Source organism: Dysgonomonas mossii (assembly GCF_004569505.1).
Classification (GTDB): domain Bacteria; phylum Bacteroidota; class Bacteroidia; order Bacteroidales; family Dysgonomonadaceae; genus Dysgonomonas.
Genome location: NZ_SPPK01000005.1, coordinates 269,819 through 292,989, shown reverse-complemented (window position 1 = coordinate 292,989; position 23,171 = coordinate 269,819). Strand labels below are relative to the sequence as shown.

23 protein-coding genes and 1 pseudogene are annotated in these 23,171 nt (G+C 38.0%); 3 read left to right on the top strand and 21 right to left on the bottom strand.

Features of this window, described 5'->3' with window-relative positions:
• Position 1: 1 nt before the first annotated feature.
• The 21 genes and pseudogenes from E4T88_RS15080 to mutY all read right to left on the bottom strand — a co-directional run bounded on the left by E4T88_RS15080 (position 2) and on the right by mutY (position 19,877).
• A complete protein-coding gene (locus tag E4T88_RS15080; protein ID WP_135106862.1) occupies positions 2-1,492 on the bottom strand; it encodes a glycosyltransferase family 39 protein in 1,491 nt (496 codons plus the stop codon).
• Between the two features lie 7 nt (positions 1,493-1,499).
• Positions 1,500-2,063, bottom strand: a complete 564-nt coding sequence (gldD, locus tag E4T88_RS15075) for a gliding motility lipoprotein GldD (protein WP_135106860.1) — start codon at positions 2,061-2,063, stop codon at positions 1,500-1,502.
• A gap of 124 nt (positions 2,064-2,187) precedes the next feature.
• Complete coding sequence (locus E4T88_RS15070; RefSeq protein ID WP_135106858.1) at positions 2,188-2,652, bottom strand: single-stranded DNA-binding protein; 465 nt, start codon at positions 2,650-2,652, stop codon at positions 2,188-2,190.
• Positions 2,653-2,716: 64 nt separating this feature from the next.
• A complete protein-coding gene (locus E4T88_RS15065; RefSeq protein WP_135106856.1) occupies positions 2,717-3,232 on the bottom strand; it encodes a mechanosensitive ion channel family protein in 516 nt (171 codons plus the stop codon).
• A 98-nt stretch (positions 3,233-3,330) separates the two neighbouring features.
• Positions 3,331-4,152, bottom strand: a complete 822-nt coding sequence (locus E4T88_RS15060; RefSeq protein ID WP_135106854.1) for a hypothetical protein — start codon at positions 4,150-4,152, stop codon at positions 3,331-3,333.
• A 25-nt stretch (positions 4,153-4,177) separates the two neighbouring features.
• Positions 4,178-5,440 carry a hypothetical protein gene (locus E4T88_RS15055; protein WP_135106852.1) on the bottom strand — a complete coding sequence of 421 codons (1,263 nt, stop codon included), beginning with the start codon at positions 5,438-5,440 and terminating at the stop codon, positions 4,178-4,180.
• 2 nt (positions 5,441-5,442) lie between these two features.
• Complete coding sequence (locus tag E4T88_RS15050) at positions 5,443-5,991, bottom strand: RNA polymerase sigma factor (RefSeq protein WP_006841397.1); 549 nt, start codon at positions 5,989-5,991, stop codon at positions 5,443-5,445.
• A 117-nt stretch (positions 5,992-6,108) separates the two neighbouring features.
• The gene (locus E4T88_RS15045; RefSeq protein WP_135106850.1) at positions 6,109-6,528 is read right to left on the bottom strand and encodes an ExbD/TolR family protein; all 420 of its coding nucleotides are present in this window, start codon (positions 6,526-6,528) and stop codon (positions 6,109-6,111) included.
• Between the two features lie 31 nt (positions 6,529-6,559).
• Positions 6,560-7,267 (bottom strand): MotA/TolQ/ExbB proton channel family protein, encoded by a 708-nt coding sequence (locus E4T88_RS15040; RefSeq protein ID WP_135106848.1) that lies wholly within the window; start codon positions 7,265-7,267, stop codon positions 6,560-6,562.
• Between the two features lie 89 nt (positions 7,268-7,356).
• The gene (locus E4T88_RS15035) at positions 7,357-8,781 is read right to left on the bottom strand and encodes an NADH-quinone oxidoreductase subunit N (RefSeq protein WP_135106847.1); all 1,425 of its coding nucleotides are present in this window, start codon (positions 8,779-8,781) and stop codon (positions 7,357-7,359) included.
• A 41-nt stretch (positions 8,782-8,822) separates the two neighbouring features.
• Positions 8,823-10,301 carry a complex I subunit 4 family protein gene (locus E4T88_RS15030; protein ID WP_135106845.1) on the bottom strand — a complete coding sequence of 493 codons (1,479 nt, stop codon included), beginning with the start codon at positions 10,299-10,301 and terminating at the stop codon, positions 8,823-8,825.
• Positions 10,302-10,324: 23 nt separating this feature from the next.
• Complete coding sequence (nuoL, locus tag E4T88_RS15025) at positions 10,325-12,262, bottom strand: NADH-quinone oxidoreductase subunit L (protein WP_135106843.1); 1,938 nt, start codon at positions 12,260-12,262, stop codon at positions 10,325-10,327.
• Positions 12,263-12,283: 21 nt separating this feature from the next.
• Entirely contained in the window at positions 12,284-12,628 is a 345-nt protein-coding gene (gene nuoK / locus E4T88_RS15020; protein WP_006841403.1) for an NADH-quinone oxidoreductase subunit NuoK, read from the bottom strand.
• Positions 12,629-12,648: 20 nt separating this feature from the next.
• Positions 12,649-13,152, bottom strand: a complete 504-nt coding sequence (locus tag E4T88_RS15015; RefSeq protein ID WP_135106841.1) for an NADH-quinone oxidoreductase subunit J family protein — start codon at positions 13,150-13,152, stop codon at positions 12,649-12,651.
• A 138-nt stretch (positions 13,153-13,290) separates the two neighbouring features.
• Positions 13,291-13,764: pseudogene (locus tag E4T88_RS15010) on the bottom strand (4Fe-4S binding protein); the annotation flags it as partial.
• 19 nt (positions 13,765-13,783) lie between these two features.
• Entirely contained in the window at positions 13,784-14,890 is a 1,107-nt protein-coding gene (nuoH, locus tag E4T88_RS15005) for an NADH-quinone oxidoreductase subunit NuoH (protein ID WP_135106837.1), read from the bottom strand.
• A gap of 111 nt (positions 14,891-15,001) precedes the next feature.
• Complete coding sequence (locus E4T88_RS15000) at positions 15,002-16,633, bottom strand: NADH-quinone oxidoreductase subunit D (RefSeq protein WP_135106835.1); 1,632 nt, start codon at positions 16,631-16,633, stop codon at positions 15,002-15,004.
• Positions 16,634-16,692: 59 nt separating this feature from the next.
• Entirely contained in the window at positions 16,693-17,277 is a 585-nt protein-coding gene (locus tag E4T88_RS14995) for an NADH-quinone oxidoreductase subunit B (RefSeq protein WP_135106833.1), read from the bottom strand.
• Positions 17,268-17,621, bottom strand: coding sequence for an NADH-quinone oxidoreductase subunit A (locus tag E4T88_RS14990; RefSeq protein ID WP_006841409.1), 354 nt, complete (start codon positions 17,619-17,621; stop codon positions 17,268-17,270). The genes E4T88_RS14995 and E4T88_RS14990 overlap by 10 nt, the downstream gene beginning before the upstream one ends.
• A gap of 203 nt (positions 17,622-17,824) precedes the next feature.
• Positions 17,825-18,751, bottom strand: a complete 927-nt coding sequence (locus E4T88_RS14985; RefSeq protein ID WP_135106831.1) for a glycosyltransferase family 2 protein — start codon at positions 18,749-18,751, stop codon at positions 17,825-17,827.
• A gap of 67 nt (positions 18,752-18,818) precedes the next feature.
• Positions 18,819-19,877: an A/G-specific adenine glycosylase gene (mutY, locus tag E4T88_RS14980; RefSeq protein WP_135106829.1), complete on the bottom strand. Its 1,059-nt coding sequence runs from the start codon at positions 19,875-19,877 to the stop codon at positions 18,819-18,821.
• Positions 19,878-20,035: 158 nt separating this feature from the next.
• On the opposite strand from mutY, the gene E4T88_RS14975 reads away from it, so the two are divergent.
• The 3 genes from E4T88_RS14975 (at position 20,036) to E4T88_RS14965 (ending at position 23,169) form a co-directional block, all read left to right on the top strand.
• Entirely contained in the window at positions 20,036-20,311 is a 276-nt protein-coding gene (locus E4T88_RS14975; RefSeq protein WP_006841412.1) for an HU family DNA-binding protein, read from the top strand.
• A gap of 307 nt (positions 20,312-20,618) precedes the next feature.
• A complete protein-coding gene (locus tag E4T88_RS14970) occupies positions 20,619-22,193 on the top strand; it encodes an Rne/Rng family ribonuclease (protein WP_006841413.1) in 1,575 nt (524 codons plus the stop codon).
• A 151-nt stretch (positions 22,194-22,344) separates the two neighbouring features.
• The gene (locus E4T88_RS14965; protein ID WP_135106827.1) at positions 22,345-23,169 is read left to right on the top strand and encodes a patatin-like phospholipase family protein; all 825 of its coding nucleotides are present in this window, start codon (positions 22,345-22,347) and stop codon (positions 23,167-23,169) included.
• Positions 23,170-23,171 lie beyond the last annotated feature (2 nt).

Here is a 23,171-nt window from a genome sequence, read left to right as displayed (position 1 = left end):
TCTATCTCAATTTTAGCTTATAAAGATAAGAATCAAGAGCCTTTATGCTATCTGAAAAAATATAGCGTTTTGATAGCTGATGTTGATATTTCCTAAAGTCTGCACTAATTTCTTTAGGTTCATGGTGAACCAATATAAAATCGCAAAGAGGTATAGAGTCTATTTTTTGAAAAACAAAAGGGCTAAAATCATTATCAGCTGCTGTTTTTAAGATACAGAAATAATGATCGGGAACAATCAATTGTAATCGTGGCATTATGGAGTAAGATGAATCGGCTGCGACAAAAATTTGCTTTTCTCCATCATTGGTAGCAAACTCACGAATATTATGGTATAAGGATTCTGTTTCATTGTAATATTTCACTCCTGAATATACACGAACCCCTCCTACAAAAATCAATAATACAAAAAACACATTCGTCAACCACCTGGAAATCGGATACTCGTATGCCTTGTCAAAAACAAAGGCCATACTTAAAACAAAAAGTCCGAAAGAGCATGTCATATAACGGCTCGCCAATATTGGCACATATGATATTGAAATCAGAGCCGCTATTAAAATAGGAAAAAGGAATACAAAAAAAGAAATGATCGCCAGATAAGTCTTTTCATCTCTGTTTTTAATCCCTGAGCGCAACACCTTAAGTGTTATTAGCAGTTGAATACCCATCACAATAATGAGTCCTATCATCATCTGTATTTTAGTAAAGTCGGTAAATGGCCTCCAAACTTCTTTAGGAGAATAAAAATAATAGATGTGCAAGAACAGATCGTTTAATGTCAGCGGTTTTATCCAATACTCGTTAGCTACATCTGAAAACTGCCATAACAGTTGTAAAAGCCAAGGGACATATAAAGTGGAGAATACTATTCCGCAGTATACCAAGCGTTTCCATTCCTTCTTTTTCTGTACTAAAAATACAAGCAGGAAAATATAAATGCCCACAACACTCAGCAGTCCATAGTTATGCAAATAAGCAGCACAAAGTCCGGTTATCAGAAACAACCTCCAATTGCGGAAACGCCCCTCCAAGTATACTTTATAGCCACAAATAGCACAAGCCAATACAAAAAACATAGTCCAAGAGTACATCCGTATATCTGTTGCCAAGTATTGCGTAACGGGGAACATGATGAGAAGGGAGATAAACATAAGTGCTACTCTGTCTCCAAACTGCTTTCTTATAGGAAAGTACCCAAGCAAGAATGTAGCAAATATGCCCAACGCGGAAAAGAGCCTTAATGAAAAGATTGTGTCTCCGAAGATCGCACTGAATGCTTTGAGTCCCCAATAATAGAGGGGTGGATGAACATCTTTTGCGGTAATCTTTACGATATCGGAGTATGACGATTTCACCATAAAAACGGAGTATGCATCATCATAAGGTATAGCCAAGTCGGCAAAGTCGAGGTAAGTAAACAGGCTAATCCCTATCGCAAAAAGCAAGATATAAACAGAAGAAACTTTTCGGTTTTTATTTCCAACTTCCATTACCGTACTACCATTGCAGCGACTTCATGATGCGAACAATATCGTCACGCAAAAAAGCAACGACAGGAACGATTGAGTCTGATTTTACAGCATCGTCAAAATATAGTGCACCTCTCATAAATTTTGAAGAATTATTGGTCACGTAAAATTGGATAGGAGATGCAACAGAGCCTTTTATATCATATATCAAGCCTGATAAATGTTTTAGCGAATCAGAAAATTGAGTTTGTGATATGCTCTCCGCCCTCACCGCATGGCTATATGCCAATTGATGACTATCGTCAAGCATCTTGGATAATTCTTTATTATTGGTTGGAATATAGGTACAATAAATTTTTGCTTTGTATGTCGGATAATAAATATTGAACCAAACCTCATTTTTAACTTCGGGATTCAAGTATTCTATTTTTGCGAGAGAGGAGTATAGAAAAGAGAAGCCTGAACCTTGTAACCTAACAGTGTCAGCCGCCACCTTTTCTATACGAGCATATCCAATAGGCTTAGGGGTATATTCGCTACAGGAACTTAAAGTAAATGTAAAAACAAAAAAAAGAATACTTAATATTTTCATCGTAACAATACAAAGAACAGATTAATCAAACAGTGGTTACTATTTTACTTAATCTGTTCAGTTTTATATTTTATTCCATACTCTTCCTCTAAGGAAGCATTATACATATCTTTCAGTATCTAAATCAGAATGGCAGGTCATCCTCCTCTCCCATCATCGGAGGAGCTTGATATCCTGTATTCTCTGTCGGTGTATTATCCGAACCATACCCCGTAGGTGAACCATAGCCGGCAGGAGAGTCTCCGCCTTCACGTTTACGACTTCCCAATAGTTCAAGATTGTCTGCATATATCTCATTAACGTAACGCTTCACTCCATTGGCATCATCGTAAGTACGCGAACGGATTTTCCCTTCAACATATACCTGAGTACCTTTTCTCACAAATTGTTCTGCGACTTTAGCCAAGCCACGCCAGCAAACAATATTATGCCACTCTGTACGGTCAGGTATCTGAGTTCCGTTTGCAGCTGTGTAGCCTCTTTCGGTAGTAGCCAACGTAAAGTTAGCAACAACGCTTCCGTTATCAAAATATTTTACATCGGGGTCTTTCCCTACATTTCCTACCAGTATTACTTTATTTATCGACATATCCTGAAATATTTTTTAACTATAGTACACAAATATAGAAAAAAAATCGCTTGTTGTTATTTCATTATTCTTCTTTCGGTTTGCCAACCGATACTATTTTTTGAAGAAATAAAGAATTAGGTATTATAATCTGTTCTCCATCCATTGTTCTGAGGTATGTATGAAAAGTAAGCACATTTTCTATTGTAGCCTCTATCGGCGTATCCTTATCAAGAATATGTATTTTGTCCCCTATTCTGAACGGCATCGAAAAGAAAATTATAATGCCAGCCGTAATATTGCTCAGGATAGACCATTGCGCAAACAAAGCAACCCCAATAACAGCAAATATAGAAGAAACTGCAACCAACATATTCTGTGGTTGTACTCCCCATATAATTGCAAGCGCAACAACACAAACAAAATTAATCAGTATATTGATTACCTGTATTATTTGAAATATTCGGGCTTCAGCCTTTAAGGTTAGTTGCCCATATTTTATTATTATCTTTCTTGATACATATTTAGATAGTGGCGTTAGTAATATAATAAAAACTGACGCTATAATCTGAGGTAAATACTCTTCTACAACTTCAATCATTCCTTATCGTCTTTTTTAATATTAATATAAAACTTATTTATAACAAAAAAGCACAACTTTTGATTGTTGTGCCTTCTCATATATTTCATCATATACTATTAAGATGCTGACTCAAAGTATAGGAGATATTTGGCAGATGAGTCGGTGTTCCAATTTCCATCTAATGTTTCTTTTACAACATCCTGACCATTTTCTGTAACGGTCTTGTTATAACGGAATTTTATAGGGATAGCAACGCTTTTTTCATTATTGAAGCTGAATTTTCCACTCTGATATTGGAAATACGATCTTAATTGCGTCATTTTCGCTACATATAATATAGCTCTACTACCTAGAGCTCCATTACCTTCAAGTCTTTTTCCAAATCTAACATCGATAATTATCTTATTATTCCCTATTTCTTGAACTACACCATTGACTTCTTCTTTTTGATTAGAAGCATCATAATAAAAATACATATCTGTAACAGTTCCTTCCTTCAATTGTGCCTGAGCTCCAAAAACCCATCCGTCTCCAAAAAAATCTTTTATCGGATAAGGAAATGGAGATGTGAATGTCGTTGGGTTAAAGTCATCTACTCTATCCGGAGCTTTAACGGCTACACTGGTTTGTTCTATTCTAACCAAGGGTTGGCCATAATCGGTTCCTTGATAAACCCCATTACCCAATGATTGAGAAGTATTTATAGAATAACCCATCGTATAATACTGTCCTTCTATAGTATTCGAGGCGCTTACCTGATCTGTAACGATCCATGTTCTGTAACTTGCTACAGCGGCTACTTTCATGCTGTTCTTGGTGGTTACAAAAACATAGTCATTGTTAATATTTATCTTATTATCGCTGTCTCCAAGGCAAGAAGAAAATAAAAGCCCTACAGCAAATACCCCACAGATCAATTTTAGTATTGATGTTTTCATGTTTTAAATTAATTATTCGTAAATATTAAAAATCGAACTTAACACCCAGATTAAAATCCAATTGAATTTTTCGATCTGAGTATATTGTGGAGTACTTATTTCCGGCATCAAAATAATAAGCACCTCCAATCGTTCCGTAAAGATACAATTTTTTATAAATAGGATATGCACCTCCTATCCCTACATTTGCAGAAAATTGAGGATTAGCCTGTTTTATTGATTCTTTCATATAGTATGGCTCTGAATAATAGAGATCTCGAGGGAGCCCCATAACAATAAGGGTAGATTCTGTATACGCTATCTTACTTTCATATTGTCCCTTAATATCTTTTTGCACCATCCCTCCGGCAGAGAAATAAAACTTAGCCTTGCCCAATTCATAGAATTTATAATTCAACGTTAATGGTACCCCCAAATAATGGAAGTATTGATTTTCTCGAATATTAAAGGCACTATTTGACGTTATCTTAGAAGAAAGATAAGTGTAAACAATACCTGTTTCTAAAGATAAATTAGGAGTAATGCTTTTAGAAACCTTCAATCCAAATGAAATCGGCAAACTATGTTGCAACTTAAATTCTTTATTTTCTTTAGCAAGGGCATCATTGAAAGATCTGCCTCTGGTAGGATAAGAGAATAATAAACGTCCACCACTTTGACTGATATCTTGCCCAAATAAAGCTGAATTAGCAGAAAACCCTACAGAAAGACCTGAACCCGATTTCTTTTTCGGCAAGAGTTGCACCGTCCTATGATCGTCACTACTGCGCAAGGATTTCTCTTTTACTTCTTCTTTCTTTTCCGGTTTAATCGATTCTTTCTCCAGATCTTGTGAAGGAGTTGAAACCTGCACATCAACAACTGCTTTCTTCTCCTGCAGCTCGGCTCTTGCTATAATAGGTCTTATCGCAGGTCGTGGAGAAATCACGATCGTTGTATCATCAAGCTTGATTGTATCCTGAATAGCTTCTTCTATTGTAGCTACTTTTGGTTCTTCGGGTACAACCAAATTACTGCCTTTCGGAATAAGTAGTACACCGGTAACAACTGCCGCAGCAACACCTACTGTTATCAATGCAGTCTTTATTAGAGAGACCTTAGAGGCTGTTGCAACAGAAGAACCCGAAGAAGAAGAGGTGGAGCTGGACGCAGAAGATGGGTCAGCAGGTGCTGCCTGCTGAGACAAAAGCTGATCTAACCCACCCCATAGGGATGCAGGCACTTCCGGCTCAAAGTCTTTCAACTTTGAGGAGAATAGATCCTTTATTTTGTCTTTATCTTCTATCATCTTTACACTCTCTCGTTTACATATTTTTTTACCCTATCCTGCAATATTTGCCTGGCCCTCACATACTGTGAGCGAGAAGTTCCTTCACTTATACCAAGCATATCAGCAATTTCTTTATGGGAGTAATCTTCTATAGCATACAAATTAAAAACAGTAGAGTAACCTTTCGGTAATTCTTGTACCATTTTCAATAGTTCCGTTTCCGATATCCTGTACATCTGATCGTCTTCTGTTGATTCATCAACGACCTCCGGGAGATTTTGGATATCCTCAGAAGAATGAAATATTGACTTTTTCTTTCTTAAGTTTTCTAAAGCAAGGTTTATAAATACGCGTTTCATCCATCCTTCAAAAGAACCTCTTTCCTGATATGAACCGATATTTGAAAAAACTTTCATGAAGCCATCCTGTAAAAGATCCTGCGCAGCATCCTGATCCGAACTATAACGGAGACATATGCTATACATCTTACGAGCATAAGTTTCGTAGAGCATTTTTTGTGCGTCTCGCTTTTGTTCTTTACAGCCTGCTATCATTTGCAGTTCATTCATATTGGCTAAGCCTCACTTTAAAGATGCATTTTTTGTGGAAGTGTTGCATCTGTCAGTGATAAAAAATTATATCACCTCTTTTTAAAACTTTATAATATAAAGATTATTGAGTATAAATCATTCAGGTTTTTGAGTGAAAAGAACCATCTTCACCTGAAGTTTATTTCCTATATCTATAACATCTACAACATCCTGTAAGCTCAACGACTTATCGGCTTGTAGCAAAACGTTCATTTCTACATTTGGGTTATCAGCCTTCTCCTTTGCCAGGACAGCGCCCAATGCAGACTCTAATTCACTTTTTTGTAGTTCTTTGTCATCAATGTAATATCGTAAATCTTTTGTTATGATTACGTTTATATTTTTCTTTGTCACTACCTTTTCCGAGGTTGCGGCATTGGGAAGTAGCACTCTGATGGCAGCTGGTGTCACCATCGTGGATATAATAAGAAAGAATAATAATAAAAAGAACATTATATCATTCAATGATGCAGTATATACCTCGGCTGTTCTTGTTTTTCTTCGTTCTATCTTCATTTTAATTCAATGTCTTTACTCAAAACAAATATTATGCTACTATTGTTCCCTTCTTAGATGCACGTATAGCTTTAAGCACTTCGTTCGAGTCTTTGTCTATGTTTACAACTACTTTATCAATACGTCCATTGAGTATGTAGTAACCTGAATATGCAACAATACCTACCAACAAACCGGCTGCCGAACATATCATTTTCTGATACAATCCGGTAGAAATAGTATCGATAGCGAGATCATTTGTACGTGCAATATCATAAAATATCTTTATAACTCCAAATATTGTTCCTAAAAATCCAAGCATAGGTGCAATAGAAGCGGTAATTCCCAACCAGTTCATTTGGTTTTCAAGGATATTTACCTGTTGGCGTGCTTCAACCTCCATTGCTTCTTCTATCTCTTTTTCACTCAATTCAAATTCTTTCAATCCGGCGGCAATAACTTTCGCCGAAGCATAAGGACGTTCTATACAAAATTTCAAGGCCTTATCGATTTTCCCTTCATTCACCAACTCAATAACGCGAGACAGCCAAATAGAGTCTTTCTTTCCCAGACGACTTATTACAAGCCACTTGTTTATAATAACATAAATGGAGAGTAACGACAGAAGAAATATAGGTAGAAGTACCCATCCCCCTTTCAGTACAAGACTAAAATATGTTTCTTCAGGTGCAGTCTGTGCAGCTTGATCTGCCATTTCGATCACCGGGTTTGCTGCTTGTAGTAAAATGAATAAATTCATATATATTGATTCCTTATTATTACATAAAATTCGACAGAAGTCCCAAAGATAAGGCCTTCTGTCGAATTATTTTTATTCTTTAATATTCTTTAATATATACCAAAGCTAACGTGTGCTATATACTCATAGAAGTAACTTACTACACCTACGGCAAAAATACCGATCATTGATATTACTAAAGAAGCTTTCATATACTTATCTGTATCTAGCGATTCGATAGGAGAATCTGCCTTTTTTATAAACATTGCCTTCACTACTAACAGATAATAGAACAGTGATATAACAGTGTTGAGGAACGCTAAGAAAACCAACAAAGTGTGTCCTTGTTCCATAGCTGCCATAAAGACAAACAGCTTACTGAAAAATCCTGCGGCAAATGGAATTCCTCCAAGAGAGAACATGGCGATCATCATTGCCAACGCTAATTTCGGATTTGAATAATACAATCCGTTATAGTCGTCCATATTCACTTTACCTGTTTTATCTTCCACTGCTGAGATAACGCCAAAGGCTGCAAGATTGGAAAAGATATAAACAAATACATAAAATATAGTTGCCGCCATACCTGCCGATGTTCCGGTAAATACACTCAGCATAATATATCCTGCCTGCGAAATAGAAGAGAAGGCAAGGAAGCGTTTCATATTTTTCTGACGAAGAGCAAACAAGTTACCAACAGTAATGGTAACAAGGATTACAATCCAGATTATATTTTGCCATACATCCTGTAATGCAGGGAATACCTTAAACAAGATAGTCATAAGAGCAAATACAGCCGCTCCTTTCGATATGGTAGATAAATACAAAGTCACATTAGTAGGTGCTCCCTGATATGTGTCCGGTGCCCAAAGATGGAAAGGAACCAAGGATATCTTAAAGAACAATCCACTCATAACAAACACCATTGCCATAACCACAAGTGGTGTAGAATAGATATTTGCAGCTATATCTGTATAGTAAAGAGTTCCGCAAGCTCCGTATAGGAAAGACAATCCGAATGTCATGATTGCTGAAGAGAATATAGCATTAAAGATATATTTTGCTCCGGCTTCGGCCGATTCTTTTTTGTATTTATTAAAAGCAACTAAAGCTGCGATAGGTAAAGATGCTGTTTCGAGCCCGATATAGAATAACAAGAAGTTTCCTGAAGATATCATCAAGTACATCCCAATCAGAGTAAGGGTTGTCAGCATAAAAAACTCTCCCCGTTTCAATATCGAATCAGGCTTTTTAAGCCATGAGTTTGCTTGCAAGAAAATAAGGAAGACGCCTATATTAAGAATATTCTTTATCGTAAGATAAGCAGGGCCTGTAACATACATTCCGGCAAAAGAGCTTCCGTCGTCTTTGATAAAGAAACAAAAAACTGTATGTATAAGGAATATGCCACAAGCTACCGGAAAATAATATTTCTTAGCGTTGTCTGAAGCAAACAAATCATAACAAATAAGTAAGAGAAATACCACAATCAGTGATAGCTCATGCTTCATCAACAAATAATTACTTAAATCCATCTTTATATCTTAAAATTACAATGTTTACTATTTATCCTTACTTATTTTATATATGCCAAACTCGCACTGATAAGATCGGAAATCCAACTCGGAAACAATCCCATTCCGGCAACACAAACAATCAGCCCTACTGTAGCCACTTTTTCATGCCATACGGCATCTGTCAGCTCCAAATGGTGCGGATCTTGTACCGGTCCATATAAAATTTTGCCAACTACTTTCAATATATAAACTGCTGTCGCAACAATTGAAGATACGGCAACAATCGTGAATATACGGTGGAACAGATCACTATGCTGGAATGAACCTACAAAGATTGTCATCTCTGCTACGAATCCACTCAATCCCGGAAGCCCCAAAGAAGCCATACCGGCAATAACATAACACACGCTAAGGAATGGCATAATTTTCATGAGCCCTCCCATCTGTCGAATATCACGTGTATGAGTACGTCCATATATCATTCCTATCAGAGCAAAGAATAGGGCTGTCATCAATCCGTGTGAAAGCATCTGCATCACAGCTCCTGTCATTGCAGTCTGATTCATCATCAATATTGCAAACAATACCAGTCCGCAGTGACTCACCGAAGAGTATGCATTGATATATTTCAAGTCAGTCTGAGAAATAGCTCCCAATGCTCCGTAGATAACGCTTATACCTGTTAGGATAATGAATATCCATGAAAGTTCGTGAGCAACTTCCGGCATCAGGCGCATTGCTATACGGAAACATCCGTATCCCCCCAGTTTCATCAATACTCCGGCATGAAGCATAGACACTGCTGTAGGCGCTGATGCGTGACCATCAGGTGACCATGTGTGGAATGGGAAAAGAGCTCCCAATACACCAAAACCTAAGAACGTAAGTGGAAATATCCAATATTGAGCAGCTACAGGTATTGCATTGTTTGCAGCTACCTCCAGCATATTAAATGTATAATCTCCCGTTGTTGAAGAGTTGAAATAGATACCGAATATACCAACTGCAAGGAAAGCAGAGCCTCCCATCAGCATCAGGGTAAGTTTCATCGCCGAATATTCTTTTCGTCCTGTTCCCCATAGTCCGATAAGCAGATACATCGGAATCAAAGCAATCTCATAGAAGAAGAACATCGTGAACATATCCAATGAGATAAAGAATCCATATACCCCCACCGAAAGTAAGGTCAGCCACATAAAGAAATCTTTAGGCAGCGGATTCATATTCCATGACGCAAATGTTCCGGTGAATATAATAACAGAGGTAAGCAAAAGCATCAAGACCGAAATACCATCAACACCGATAGCGTAATGGATATTCAACGCCGCAAACCAAACCTTATCATAAGTAAACAACATTTCGGCTGTGTTGCCGGCACTGCGTTCTGCATAGAACATAAAGAGTAAAGCAACAGCCAATACTATTTCAATGGCTGCACCGATTACCGCTACGGTACGGATTTGTTTAATGTTGCGGCATGGTATAAATGCTAACAACATCAAGACAGGTACAAGAACAAATAATGAAAGAATATTCATTGTTTTATATTTTAATCTATATCTTACTTACAAATAAAACATATCAGCCATCCGGCAAAACCCACAACCAAAATCAATGCTCCCAACAAGTATGCCAATGCGTACTGCTGAATATAGCCCGATTGTAGTCCTTTGATAGAACGGGCAGCAGCCTGAGTCACATATGCCAAAGAGTCCATAAAAGCATCTACAACATTACGGTCAAACCATGCAATAGGCTTAGATATACGCTTGAATATAATGCTACGGGTTACAAACAACCACAGTTCGTCGAAATAGAACTTATGCAAAGCCCATGTATACAACGTACTGATACTTGTTGCAATCTTATCCGGTATTTCATTTTTCTTATAGTATAGTTTAAATGCTATGCCCATTCCTATCAGTGAGATCACAACACTTGTTATAGCCACCTGCATATTAATATGCGCATCGTATGGCATTCTGTCTGAAGTCACAAAATGGCTGAAAGGTACATATCCGGCTCCGAACGCAAATATAGCTAGTATGATCAACGGGATAGCCATTGCAGGACCAGCCTCATGCGGTTCGTGATGATAGTGTTTCTTTTCGTAGAAGAATATACGAAGGAACAAGCGAGTCATATAGAATGCTGTAAGACCGGCAGCGAAAGATAGTATAAAGTATATAACCTTATTGTGTTCGTATGCCGCAGCTAATATTTCATCTTTACTATAAAATCCGGAGAAGAACGGAATACCTGCTATCGCAAATAAAGCTACAGCAAAGGCAATACCTGTAATTGGTAATTTTTTCCACAATCCTCCCATGTCGTCCATCTCGTTGCTATGAACTGCATGTATAATAGCACCCGCACACAAGAACAATAATGCTTTGAAGAATGCATGAGTAAACAAATGGAACATACCGGCCATATATCCTAAACCTTCGTGTCCTCCATATTCGGAAACTCCAAGAGAGGTTAACATAAATGCGATTTGAGATATAGTAGAGAATGCCAATACACGTTTTATATCGGTCTGAGTACAAGCTACAATAGCGGCAAACAATGCGGTTATCGCACCTACATAACCAATAAAATGCAATATATCAGGTGCTCCGAACGCATACACAGGGAATAAACGTGCAACAAGGAACACGCCGGCTACAACCATCGTTGCGGCGTGGATCAACGCCGAAGCAGGCGTAGGACCTTCCATGGCATCCGGCAACCAAATGTGGAATGGCATCATTGCTGATTTTCCGGCTCCACCCATAAATATCAGTAGCATCGCCCACGATATAATCGACAAGCCTAAGAATGATGAACCTTGCATGGTAGCAATAAACGGTGCACCCTGAGCTGTTATATCTGTAAAATCGAATGAGCCTGAGAAATATGATAGCAATAAAATTCCTACAAGAAAAAAGAAGTCGGCAAAACGAGTCACAATGAATGCCTTCTTCGATGCTGCTACTGCAGACGGTTTGATATAATAGAAACTGATAAGCAAGAAGGATGATACCCCCACAAGCTCCCAGAAAATATACATTTGGAAAATATTGGTTGCAACAACCAATCCTAACATGGCAAAACTAAACAGTGAAAGGAAGGCATAATAACGCTGAAAGCCTTTTTCTCCTTTCATATAACCTAAACTGTATACATGCACCATCAATGATACTGTAGTGATTACAACAAGCATCATTACCGAAATAGGGTCAAGATAAACACCCAAATCAATATGCAGTTTGTCGGTAAATGTAAGCCATCTCACCGCTGTATGAATCGCCTGATAGGCTCCGTCTACCTTACCCACAACAAAGAAATATTGATATGCCGTCAAGTAGGATAGTATTGTCATTACACTCAGAGAAGTTGTCCCCAGTATTCCGGCAACAACAGGTTTCATATATTTTCCACCCAGTCCGAGTATAAGAAACATAATAGCCGGCAAAGCAACTATCAGTATCGAATATGTAAAATCAAAATGTTCCATATTTTATTACTATTTCCCTGCTTAGTTTTTCATTTTAGTTATATTCTCATCCACATATATACTTTTCACATTACGGTATATATTGATGATAATAGCTATAGCAATAGCTGTTTCTGCCGCAGCAATACCTATTGCAAACAATGTGAAGAAGAATCCCTCAAGCTGTCCCGGATATAAATAGCGGTTAAACACCACAAAGTTTAGATCGGTAGCATTCAGCATCAACTCAACGGATATCAGTACCATCAACATATTTTTACGAGACAGGAAACCATATACTCCTGCAAAAAACATGATGGTGCTCACAACCAGATATGCTTCGATTGGCACAGGCCCGGACAGAAAATTTGTTATAAACTCACCCATAACTTATATCTTTCTTTTTCTTATCTTTTTCTAGCAATCATGATTCCTCCAATGATACAAGCAAGGAGCAATATACTTATTGCTTCAAATGGTAGCAGATATTGATATTTGTCTGTTCCCATCATTCCCATACCTATATCCTGCATGTTCAATTCTTTCTGCGTGATGTAGGTATAAAACTTGTTGACATTGTAAAATATAATGTGTCCGCAAATAGCCAAACCTGCCAACGCAGCTAAAGCAGAAATAAATATCCTGCCCGGCTTCTCGAACTTAACATCTACTCCCGGCTCGTGAGTCAGCAAAATAGCGAATATAAATAGTACCATCACCCCTCCGCCATATACAGCAATCTGCACAGCCATCAGAAAATGATAATCCAACAATAAGTACAAGCCTGCAGTACCAAGAAGTACAAACAACAGGAATGTAGCCGAGCGAATAATCTTTTGTGTTGTTACTGCCATAATAGTAGAAAACACAATGATTGTTGCTAAAATGTAAAATATAATTTGTTCTGCCATAATCTATTGATTATCGTATATTGTTTATTCTTTGTCTTCTTTTACCTCTTGAACAGGTGCTGATGGTGCAGGAGCAGGAGCAGCACTGTCAACAGCAACTTCCGCTTTAGCCACAGGCTTATCCACTACCGGTTTTGGTTCTTTCTTCTTTTCACGAAGTTTAGATCCATCCCTATTCAATTGTTCTATCAGCTTGCTACGTGTAAACAGTGAGTTTTCGAACGTATTCGCAAACTTGATAGCATCAGACGGACAAGTAATCACACACAGGTTACAAAATGTACATAATCCCAGGTCGTATATATACTTGTCAAGAACTTTCTTTTTCTTGCCATCCTCTGTTTCTATCGATCTCGATATTACCTGTAGTGTTCCATTGGGACAATTCATCTGGCAAATACCACAAGCAGTACAAGCATGCTCATTGTTTTCATCGTGAGGCATAGTCAACTCTCCACGAAAGCGATCGGGAATAACAAGGGTTGCCCTATTCTCAGGGTACTGCTCTGTGATCTTCTTAGTCCACAGCTCGCCCCATGTAATTCTCATCCCTGTGAGAAGAGATTTAATACCTCCAAATAATCCTGAAAAATATTCTGAAACTGAACTCATTTTCTTATACTATAATTTATTATTTCAGAGTCAAACCAAATACGACAAGAACTACCATCAATAAAATATTGAAGAGATTGATAGGTAGCAAATATTTCCATTCCAGATTCAACAACTGGTCGATACGCAAACGAGGGAATGTCCATCTTACCCACAAACTAAGGAAGATAAGAAATCCGGCTTTTCCGAAGAACCACAAGAATGATGGTATGTAATTCATAACCTCATTGAAGGCATCCCATCCTTGGATCTGAATAGGCATCCATCCGCCAAAAAATACAGTAGTGGCAATACCGGCTACGATAAACATATTCAGATATTCTGCCAAATAGAAGAAACCAAACTGTAGTCCCGAATATTCGGTGTGATATCCGGCTGTCAATTCCGATTCTGCTTCGGGCAAGTCGAATGGTCCACGGTTTGTTTCAGCATGTCCCGAAATCAGATAGATGATGAATGCTATAAGTGCCGGAACGTGCCCTGCAATTATATTCCATTGATGAAGATATGTTTGTCCTTCTATTATTTTAGAAAAGCTCATTGTTCCCGACAACACTACCATGGTCATCAAAGCAAAACCTGCCGACAATTCATAACTTATAAATTGCGCACCGCTTCGCATAGCACCGATCATCGAGTACTTGTTGTTACTAGACCATCCGGCCAGCAAAACCCCAATAATACCAAGTGAAGATACAGCCACAACATAAAACACTCCAATATTAAAATCTACAGCTTGTAATCCTTTACCGAAAGGCAATGCTCCGAATGTAAGCATAGATGCTATGATCATGAAGAAAGGTGCTGTAAAAAACAGGAATCTGTCCGACTGTCTTACATGGATAATTTCCTTGATAAGGATTTTGACCATATCGGCAACACTCTGAACTAATCCATATTTACCGACACGATTAGGACCCAAACGAGCCTGAAAGAAAGCTGTGATTTTACGTTCTACATATATCAGGATCAAGGCTAATACTGCGTATAAAGTCAGCAATGCGACAGCAACCAATACAAACTCTATAGCCAAGACCGCCCATGTAGGTAAATTCTTAGTCAGAAATACATCGAACTGGCTAAGCCAATATGATACTTCTACTACTTGAGAATCAAATAACAACATATATCTTCTTATATTGATGAAATAAATATTCAATTAATTAGTCGTCGGGTGTGACCTGGCAAAAGCAGTATAAACCGTGCTTATTCTATCGCTACCCTAAAACGCTCTTGATCAACGGTCAATATCCGGAATCACATAGTCCATAGATCCACCGATACCGATAAAGTCTGATATCTTCTCATCCGCACATATCAATGGCATAGCCGAAACAGCAGCCATAGAAGGGGAACGGAACTTGAGACGATAAGGAGTTTTATCTCCACGGCTTTCTATATATACACCAAACTCTCCACGTCCGGCTTCTACTCGCTGATAATACTCACCTTCAGGTAGTTTTATTATCGCTTTTGTTTTTGCCAGATAGTCTCCGTCAGGTATATTATCGATTAGTTGTTCTATGATTTTTAAAGATTCTTCTATTTCGTCAAGGCGATTCAAATATCGGTCGAAAGAGTCTCCATTTTCGCGGATAACTTCATTAAATTCAACCTTATCGTACAACGCATAAGGTATATGCTTACGTATATCGCAAGAGAATCCCGATGCACGTCCTGCAGGTCCTGTAACAGCATACGAAATGGCCTCTTCTTTCGACAGAAGTCCCAATCCTTTCATACGGCCTACTGCGATCACGTTTCCGGTGAATAGTTTATCATATTCAACCAAAGCCTTACGCATTACTGGTATAAATGCTTTTACATCCGACTGGAAATCAGGTTGTATATCAAACATCACTCCACCAAGGACATTGTAGTTAATAATCAGACGACCTCCTGTGTTTTTCTCAAATATCTTAAGGATATCTTCCCTTTCGCGCATACCGTATATAAAGGCTGTGGTAGAACCTAAGTCCATACACATCGTACCCCATGCAACCAAGTGAGAATCAATACGATTCAACTCATCCATGATAGTACGTATATATTGAGCTCTTTCGGGAACTTCTATCTGAGCAGCCTTTTCTACACACATACACAATCCATGACGGTTTATGTTGGCAGAAAGATAATCAAGGCGGTCTGTAAAGTGTAGTATTTGCGGGTAAGTGAGTTTCTCACTCAGCTTCTCTATTCCGCGATGAATGTAACCACTATGCACATCGATCTTCTTAACGATCTCACCTTCCAATGCTACACGAAAATGCATTACTCCGTGTGTGGATGGGTGCTGTGGTCCTATATTTATTATATAATCGTCTTTTTCGAAAATATCTACCCGCTCCTCTTTTAGTTTTCCGTCAGGTGTTTCTACAATACGTGGAGCAGTATCTATAATATCCTTACTTTCTATCGATACGGGATTCTTTACAGGACTCGCATCATAGTCTTTCCTCAATGGAAAACCAACCCAGTCTGAGTTGAGAAAGAAACGGCGCATATCAGGGTTGTTGATAAAGCGAATACCCAGCATGGCAAAAACTTCACGCTCATTATAGTGTGCAGTTTCCCAGATATCGGTAACTGTATACAATAATGGATTTACGCGATCTGCTGTTCCTGTTTTTACTGCTATTTCTTTCGACAAATCTGTTGAAGGACACAGCAAATAAGTTACCATCAGCATCTCTCCTTCATCAGTCCCTGTTAACATTGCCAAGTAATCGAAAGGCATTTCAGCATAGTTGCGAAGTGCTTTTACTAAATGACGTAGTTTGTTAGGTTCTACAGTTACAGTTAAAGGTGTTTTATCTTCAATAACCGCTTCAGGTACAGCTTCGAGTATTACCTTCTTGATATTTTCCATTGTCTCTTTGTTTCTTAGTCTTTTGGGGAAAAGTAAGGGATCTCAGTTCTATATTATTCTTATTTATCCCGTTTGATGTTCTTGTGTCCTTTACGGAACATAAAACGCTCTACTTTTATCTTACGTTGCAATTGCATCAAACCATAAAATAAAGCTTCCGGACGCGGAGGGCATCCCGGCACATATACATCTACAGGAATTATTTCATCAATACCCTTCACAACATGGTATGAATCTACAAATGGACCTCCCGAAATAGCGCAACTACCCATTGCAACTACATATTTTGGTTCTGCCATCTGATCATATACACGTTTCAAAAGCGGAGCCATCTTATGCACAATCGTACCGGCCACCACCATTGTATCGGCCTGACGCGGACTGTTGCGAGTTACCTCCATCCCAAAGCGTGCCAAATCGTAACGAGCTGCTGCCGAAGCCATAAACTCAATACCACAACAACTTGTAGCAAAAGCTAATGGCCACACTGAATTTGAGCGTCCCCAGTTGATCAGGTCATCAAGCTTACCTACTACAACAGGAACCCCACCTTCGTTGAGCTCTTTGACATAATCCTCAAGGTATTCATTGTCCTTAAACTCCTCGTTAGGAATACCTTTTATATATATTTTCTTTATTTCCATTTTAATGCTCCTTTCTTCCAGGCATAAGCTAAGCCCAGACCCAATATTATTACGAAAAACAATATACAATACAGACCGGGTACACCCAATTGCCTTACGACTGTAGCCCAAGGAAAAAGGAATATAGCCTCAACGTCGAACATTAAGTAAAGAATTGCATACAGGTAATAACCTACCTTAAACTGCATCCAGGAAGTTCCATGCGTAGGGATACCACATTCGTATGGTTCTCCTTTCTGAGGATTGAAAGATTTTGGTGATAACAGTAAGGCCATGCCTAATCCGGCACAAACGAGTGTGATTCCAGTTAAGAAAACTACTAAAAAAAGAGCGGAAGAACTCATATTTTTATATTAAAATTAAGACTTTTCTATCGATTGTCTTTAGTTTTTGATAATATTCATAGCGTTTTGCTACAGGCATGAGACACAGACTCGGTTAGAGCCCTCCTGACAATCGGCGCAAAATTAATCTTTTATTTCAGAAACGCAAAAAATAAAACGCCAAATTATGCAAATTTGGCAACTATAGATTGCAAAATAGCGAATTAAGCCCGCTCTCTTACGATATAAATAGGTCGTTTTTTTGCTTCCATATATGTTTTTGATAAATATTGCCCCAAAATACCAAGACAAAACAACTGGATTCCTCCTATAAAGAAAATGATACACAAAGTAGATGCATAACCTTGCACCGGATCACCGAACAATATCTTTTTGAAGATAATAAAGCATATCATAATGAATGCTATTATACAAAAAAGGATACCAAAAACGGATGCAATAATCAACGGGCGGGTAGAGAAAGCAATTATACCCTCCAGAGAATACAAAAACAATCCGATAAATGACCACTTTGTTTCTCCGGCCACACGTTCCACATTCTCAAAGGCAATCCATTTTGTTTTGAATCCGACCCAACCGAAAATACCTTTCGAAAAACGGTTGTATTCGCCCATTTCCAATATAGAATCAACCATCTGCCGCGTCATAAGACGAAAATCACGAGCCCCGTCTACAACTTCAGTATCTGATATTTTATTTATTAGCTTATAAAACTGCTTGGCAAAAAACGAACGGATAGGCGGTTCCCCTTTTCGGTCTACCCGGCGGGTAGCCACACAGTCGTAGTCTTCTGCTTTCAAGGTTTCATACATCTCCTTTATCAAGGACGGCGGGTCTTGTAAGTCTGCATCAATTAACGATACATAATTTCCGGTAGCTGCTTGCAAGCCGGCATATATACCGGCTTCTTTACCGAAATTGCGGGAAAAAGACACAAAATGGACTCTTTCGTCCGACTCTCTTAGTTCTTTAATTACTGTTAAGGTTTTGTCCCTTGAGCCATCATTTATAAAAATAAATTCGAATTCCTGATCAGGCATTTCTTCCGCAAGTTTCACTACTTCTTTATACAAATACGGAAGGGCTTGTTCTTCATTGTAGCAAGGGACAATCAATGATATTTTATCCATATCGCTCTATTATTTGATTACAAAGTTAATTTTTTTTCGATCTTACACAAGCCCTAGAATATATAAGTCATAACTGTTCCAGATATTTATGCACCAATCGCGAAACCGGATAATCGTCAACATCGACTGCTGCGATCTTGAGATAATCTTTATCCAATCGAATTTCCAACACTTCTACTTTATAAAATATTGCATAAATAATTTGATGCGACAGAACATGCTTTATTTGCCTGATGTATTGAATCTTAACATTCAAAGTAGCCTCAAACAACACTTTAAATTTTTCATCTTTTTGCAATTCCTCAATCGCCAGTTCTTTTTCCGTCTCCACAAGCGGCAATTCGTATAAATTTTGCCAGATATCTTTATCGCTTCGTTTGCGCAAGTACATAGATTCGCCGTGTCGGACATCAAAATAATTAAAATAACGGTTTCGCACTTTTTGCTTACCCGCCTTTTTAGGATATTGTGCTACTTTGTTTTGAGCATACGCCAAACATATTGACGAAGCAGGACAAATATCACAACGAGGAGAAACAGGCACGCACTGCAATGCCCCAAATTCCATTATTGCCTGATTATGCAAGCCTGCATTAGCATCATCGAGCAACTCTTGAGCCAATTCTGCAAATACTTTTTTACCTTTGCCACTATCGATGGGTTCGTCAATAGCAAAAATACGTGACAACACTCTATACACATTACCATCTACCACTGCATAAGGCTGGTTATAAGAAATGGAAACTATAGCTGCCGCAGTATAATCGCCTACCCCCTTCAACTTCAACACATCTTTATGTTCGCGGGGGAAAGCACCATTATAATCCTTCTCTATCGATTTCGCTGCCGCCTGAAGGTTTCGCGCCCTGCTATAATAACCAAGCCCCTGCCAAAGCTTCAATACTTCATCTTCGTCAGCCATTGCCAACATACCCACTTTCGGATATTTTTGTATAAACTTATTATAATAGGAGTAACCTTGATCTACACGTGTCTGCTGCAAGATAACCTCTGAAAGCCATATTGCATACGGATCGGACGTATTACGCCATGGCAAATCCCTCTTATTTGCATCATACCACCTTATTAATATAGAGCTTAATCTTAAATCTTTTTCCATATTCATTTTAGAACACATTAATATCCGCTCAAAACAAGCTATAGTTGAACGTTAATTTCTTTATCTAGGAGAAAAAATGATAATTATTTGTTTCAAAGGTAAATAAAAAGCTATATATTTGCAGTCCAAAAAATTAATTGTTTCGAATTTAAAAAGATAAGAAAATGACAAAAGCTGACATCGTTAACGAAATTGCGAAAAATACAGGAATAGACAAAGCCACTGTATTAAAAACAGTTGAATCATTCATGGATGTTGTAAAAGACTCATTAAGCAAGAATGAAAACGTTTATTTAAGAGGTTTCGGTAGTTTCATAGTGAAGACAAGAGCACAAAAAACAGCTCGTAACATCTCTAAAAACACGACTATCATCATACCTGCTCACTCAATTCCGGCATTCAAACCTGCCAAGACATTCATAACTCAAGTGAGAAAGTAATTTCGCCTTTTTATTAAATTAATTTCTAAATATAAATAACATGCCAAGCGGAAAAAAAAGAAAAAGACATAAAATGTCTACGCACAAGCGCAAAAAAAGATTAAGAAAGAACAGACACAAAAAGAAAAAATAATCTGTAATTCTTTTATTTAATGAAATATACGAGAACAAACTTACAAATTGTTGAATTTCTAAGTTTGTTCTTTGTGTATTTAATGAAAAAGCTTCTTGACACATAAAGAAGTAAACTCTACTATCAGATTTAAATAGGGAATTTAAATCTTATTTTTAATTCTAAAACATAGTTATGAATAGCGAACTAATAGTCGATGTTCAGCCCAATGAAGTCTCAATAGCAGTCTTGGAAGACAAGAAACTTGTCGAACTGCAAAAAGAAGGAAGAGACGCTTCATACGCGGTAGGAAACATCTATGCCGGCAAAGTTAAAAAACTGATGCCCGGATTAAATGCTGCTTTTGTAGACATAGGATACAAAAAGGACGCTTTTCTTCACTATTTAGATCTAGGTGCTCAATTCAAATCCGTTGATAAGTTTTACAAACAGGCTTTAGCTGATAAGAAAAAGTTTCCTAACATCTCGAAGATGAAAATGGAAGCAGACATAGACAAAAATGGGTCTATCAGTGACGTTCTAAAACCAGGACAAGAAATACTGGTACAAATAGCCAAAGAACCTATATCAACAAAAGGCCCCCGCCTCACAGCCGAGCTTTCACTGGCCGGCCGTTTTTTAGTTGTCATTCCATTCAACGACAAAGTATCTGTCTCTCAAAAAATTAAATCGAAAGAGGAGCGTGCTCGTCTAAGACAACTTATACAAAGCATAAAACCAAAAAACTTCGGAGTAATAGTAAGAACCGTAGCTGAAGGAAAAAAGGTAGCCGATCTGGATACAGAACTGAAAACATTGGTAAAACGTTGGGAGGACAATCTTCCTAAGATTCAGAAAAATAAACTTCCAACCCTCGTTTTTGAAGAAACAGGCCGTATTGTGGCCTTACTGAGAGACATCTTCAATCCTACCTTTCAGGAAATCCATGTCAATGATTTAGATACCTGCAACCAGATTAAGGACTATATATCATTTATAGCACCCGACAAAAAAAACATTGTAAAAAGTTATGATGGCGGGTTACCTATCTTTGATAATTTCAATGTAACGAAACAAGTAAAAGCCTTGTTTGGAAAAACAGTTACATTCCGTAATGGCGCATACCTCATCTTGGAACATACCGAAGCCCTTCACGTTGTAGATGTGAATAGCGGCAACAGGTCGAAGAATCCTGAAGCAGGACAAGAGAATAATGCATGGGAAGTGAATTCCGCAGCAGCAGAAGAAATAGCACGTCAATTGAGATTACGAGACATGGGGGGAATCATCGTAATCGACTTCATAGATATGACGGAAGGTGAGCACAAAGCACAACTAATGGCCAAAATGCAGGAGCTGATGGCGAATGATCGAGCAAAGCATAATATACTCCCACTGAGCAAATTCGGGCTAATGCAGATCACACGTCAGCGTGTACGTCCAGAGATGGAGATATCAACCACCGAAGCATGTCCTACATGTTTTGGAAAAGGAGAAATAAGACCATCCATACTGTTTACAGATACCCTGCGCATGAAAATAAGCTATCTGGTAAAAGATCTAAAAGTAAAGAATTTCAAACTCTATATACATCCGTATGTAGCAGCATTTATCAATAAAGGTTTTCCTTCATTAAAGTGGCAATGGAAATGGCGTTATGGCATGGGAGTGAAGATAATCCCAAACCAGAATCTGGCATTCCTGGAATATCATTTTATGGATGAAAATGGAGAAGAAATTGATATGAAACAAGATTTTGAAGTAAAGTAATAATTACTCAAAATATAAAAAAAGAGCTGTTTTTAATAATTAAAAACAGCTCTTTTTTTTATTATTCACATACACCGTCGTAACTATTATTATACCTACAAATTAGCAAATAAGAAGAATATCCTTAAATTTGTATATTGATACAAAACGCATGAGTCCGGAAAAAAACATTTATCAACTAGGTCTCTCCCTTAGCGGAGGTGGTGCCAAAGGTTTTGCTCATTTAGGCGTATTGCAAGCACTAAATGAAATTGGTCTTTATCCTCAAATTATATCCGGAACCAGCGCAGGAGCTTTTGCCGGAGTATTATATGCGGATGGGTATACCCCTGAGGAAATACTATCATTCTTCAAAAAGAAGGTATTCAGAGAGTTTGCTGAATTTACGATACCACATGGAGGCTTTTTCAAAAGCGATGGGTTTCGTTCATTTCTAAAAAAGCACCTCCGAGCTAAAACCTTTGAGGATTTGAAAATACCCCTGCGGACTGTCGCTACTGATATAGAATATGGCGAAACAAAGGTCTTTTCTACAGGAGCTTTAATACCGGCCGTTATAGCATCATGTTCGGTACCTATCATTTTCCGCCCTGTGGAAATCAACCAACATTATTATGTTGACGGAGGTTTATTTAAGAACTTCCCTGTTTCTACGATACGCAAAGATTGCGTTAAAATTATAGGAGTCAATGTTAGCCCGATTATAAAAGCAGAATTCAGGAGCTCCATTAAATATATAGCAGAAAGGTCTTTCCACTACATGTCCGGCTCCAACACTTTATTAGACCGAAACTTATGCGACTACCTGATAGAGTCGACATCTTTGTCTCAGTATTCAATGTTTGATTTGGAACATGTAGAAGAAATATATCGGGCAGGATATAACCTAACGACAAATTTTTTTGAAGATAAAAAAGAAGCCTTAACAAAAGATTTTCCACATATCAACCTTACATGCATAACACATGCACAATAATA

Excerpts from the sequence above, each read along its gene's own strand:
- E4T88_RS15080 (WP_135106862.1), bottom strand. The coding sequence starts at position 1,492 with ATGGAAGTTGGAAATAAAAACCGAAAAGTTTCTTCTGTTTATATCTTG.
- gldD (WP_135106860.1), bottom strand. The coding sequence starts at position 2,063 with ATGAAAATATTAAGTATTCTTTTTTTTGTTTTTACATTTACTTTAAGT.
- E4T88_RS15070 (WP_135106858.1), bottom strand. The coding sequence starts at position 2,652 with ATGTCGATAAATAAAGTAATACTGGTAGGAAATGTAGGGAAAGACCCC.
- E4T88_RS15065 (WP_135106856.1), bottom strand. The coding sequence starts at position 3,232 with ATGATTGAAGTTGTAGAAGAGTATTTACCTCAGATTATAGCGTCAGTT.
- E4T88_RS15060 (WP_135106854.1), bottom strand. The coding sequence starts at position 4,152 with ATGAAAACATCAATACTAAAATTGATCTGTGGGGTATTTGCTGTAGGG.
- E4T88_RS15055 (WP_135106852.1), bottom strand. The coding sequence starts at position 5,440 with ATGATAGAAGATAAAGACAAAATAAAGGATCTATTCTCCTCAAAGTTG.
- E4T88_RS15050 (WP_006841397.1), bottom strand. The coding sequence starts at position 5,991 with ATGAATGAACTGCAAATGATAGCAGGCTGTAAAGAACAAAAGCGAGAC.
- E4T88_RS15045 (WP_135106850.1), bottom strand. The coding sequence starts at position 6,528 with ATGAAGATAGAACGAAGAAAAACAAGAACAGCCGAGGTATATACTGCA.
- E4T88_RS15040 (WP_135106848.1), bottom strand. The coding sequence starts at position 7,267 with ATGAATTTATTCATTTTACTACAAGCAGCAAACCCGGTGATCGAAATG.
- E4T88_RS15035 (WP_135106847.1), bottom strand. The coding sequence starts at position 8,781 with ATGGATTTAAGTAATTATTTGTTGATGAAGCATGAGCTATCACTGATT.
- E4T88_RS15030 (WP_135106845.1), bottom strand. The coding sequence starts at position 10,301 with ATGAATATTCTTTCATTATTTGTTCTTGTACCTGTCTTGATGTTGTTA.
- nuoL (WP_135106843.1), bottom strand. The coding sequence starts at position 12,262 with ATGGAACATTTTGATTTTACATATTCGATACTGATAGTTGCTTTGCCG.
- nuoK (WP_006841403.1), bottom strand. The coding sequence starts at position 12,628 with ATGGGTGAGTTTATAACAAATTTTCTGTCCGGGCCTGTGCCAATCGAA.
- E4T88_RS15015 (WP_135106841.1), bottom strand. The coding sequence starts at position 13,152 with ATGGCAGAACAAATTATATTTTACATTTTAGCAACAATCATTGTGTTT.
- nuoH (WP_135106837.1), bottom strand. The coding sequence starts at position 14,890 with ATGTTGTTATTTGATTCTCAAGTAGTAGAAGTATCATATTGGCTTAGC.
- E4T88_RS15000 (WP_135106835.1), bottom strand. The coding sequence starts at position 16,633 with ATGGAAAATATCAAGAAGGTAATACTCGAAGCTGTACCTGAAGCGGTT.
- E4T88_RS14995 (WP_135106833.1), bottom strand. The coding sequence starts at position 17,277 with ATGGAAATAAAGAAAATATATATAAAAGGTATTCCTAACGAGGAGTTT.
- E4T88_RS14990 (WP_006841409.1), bottom strand. The coding sequence starts at position 17,621 with ATGAGTTCTTCCGCTCTTTTTTTAGTAGTTTTCTTAACTGGAATCACA.
- E4T88_RS14985 (WP_135106831.1), bottom strand. The coding sequence starts at position 18,751 with ATGGATAAAATATCATTGATTGTCCCTTGCTACAATGAAGAACAAGCC.
- mutY (WP_135106829.1), bottom strand. The coding sequence starts at position 19,877 with ATGAATATGGAAAAAGATTTAAGATTAAGCTCTATATTAATAAGGTGG.
- E4T88_RS14975 (WP_006841412.1), top strand. The coding sequence starts at position 20,036 with ATGACAAAAGCTGACATCGTTAACGAAATTGCGAAAAATACAGGAATA.
- E4T88_RS14970 (WP_006841413.1), top strand. The coding sequence starts at position 20,619 with ATGAATAGCGAACTAATAGTCGATGTTCAGCCCAATGAAGTCTCAATA.
- E4T88_RS14965 (WP_135106827.1), top strand. The coding sequence starts at position 22,345 with ATGAGTCCGGAAAAAAACATTTATCAACTAGGTCTCTCCCTTAGCGGA.